Consider the following 1,363-nt stretch of genomic DNA (forward strand, 5'->3'; position numbering starts at 1 on the left):
GGTTGTGTCCCTAAGAATGTGTGAATCGGAAGTTCGCGGAGGCTGAGAAGGAAGTGGAAGCTCCTCGGTGACCAAACACCAACGGCCTCGCTTGGCGGCGAGTCCAAGGAGCTTCCAGTGAACGAGGTTGCCGAGCTTGAACTGCCGACGCAAGAGAACTTCCGCACCGATCTGCGCACGCTCTGCCAGGGCGCGATCCGGGTCGCCCTGGAGGTCGTTCTGGAGGAGGAGATCCGGGCGTTGGTCGGCGCGAAGAAGTGGGAGCGCCAGGCCCAGCGGGTCGACAGCCGGAACGGCACGTACCTGCGGCGGCTCATCACGTCGATGGGCGGTGTCGACCTCAAGGTGCCGCGCTCTCGCGAGGGCGGCTCCGCCGGCGGCGCGGTGTTCGGGAGGTACAAGCGCCGGAGCGCCGAGGTCGACGACACCATGGTGACCGCCTACGTGCACGGCGCCTCGACGCGGGACATCGGCCAGATCACGGAGGCGCTCATGGGCGAGCACGTGAGCCGGTCGACCGTGAGCCGGGCGGCCAAGGCGCTGGGCACCAAGGTCGAGGACCTGCGCAAGGCGCCCATCGAAGGCCCGATCCCGTACCTGTTCCTCGATGCTACCTTCCTCGACGCCCGCTGGGCCCGCGAGGTCGAGAACGTCTCGGCGCTGGTGGCCTACGGCGTCGGCCTGGACGGGCACCGGCAGCTCCTGGCGATCACCGTCGGCGCCGAGGAGTCGGAGGCATCCTGGAGCGACCTGCTCGCTCAGCTCAACGAGCGCGGCCTCTCGGGGGTCCAGCTCGTCATCGCCGACGCCCACGCCGGCCTGGCCAAGGCGGTGCGCCATCATCTCCCGGAGGCGCCGCTGCAGCGGTGCTGCGTCCACCTCCAGCGGAACGTCGTCGCGAAGGCGCCCCAGAAGCTCAGGGCGCGGCTCGCCAAGGCCGTCTGGCAGGTTTTCATCGCGCCGTCCAAGGCGGACGCCCGCAGGCGGATGGCCGAGCTCGCCGCCGGTCTCGGGCGCCATCTGCCCGAGTCGATGGGGTGCCTCACCGACGGCTTCGAGGCGGCCACGAAGTTCTACGCGTTCCCCAAGGCGCACTGGCACCGCATCCGCTCCACCAACGGCCTCGAGCGGCTCCACGGCGAGATCAAGCGCCGCACCAACGCGGTGGGGGCGTTCCCGGACCGTGGCAGCGCTCTCCGCCTCGTCACCGCCGTCGCACTCAACGTGACTGCCATCTGGACCGACCGTCGCTATCTGGACCTGTCGATGCTGAAGTCGAAGGACGTCGCCGCCGCCAAGGCGGCGTGATTCAGCCGAGGAGCTTCACGCGGAGTTCCATTCACACAGAAGACGGGACTTGACC

At 69.0% G+C, this 1,363-nt stretch carries 1 protein-coding gene; it reads left to right on the forward strand.

What is annotated here, in order from left to right; all coding sequences use genetic code 11:
- Positions 1-117 precede the first annotated feature (117 nt).
- The gene (locus MNZ29_RS24045) at positions 118-1,308 is read left to right on the forward strand and encodes an IS256 family transposase (RefSeq protein WP_242341602.1); all 1,191 of its coding nucleotides are present in this window, start codon (positions 118-120) and stop codon (positions 1,306-1,308) included.
- The last annotated feature ends 55 nt before the right edge of the window (positions 1,309-1,363 follow it).

It is taken from the genome of Anaeromyxobacter sp. SG64 (genome assembly GCF_022690745.1).
GTDB classification, from domain to species: Bacteria; Myxococcota; Myxococcia; order Myxococcales; family Anaeromyxobacteraceae; genus Anaeromyxobacter; species Anaeromyxobacter soli.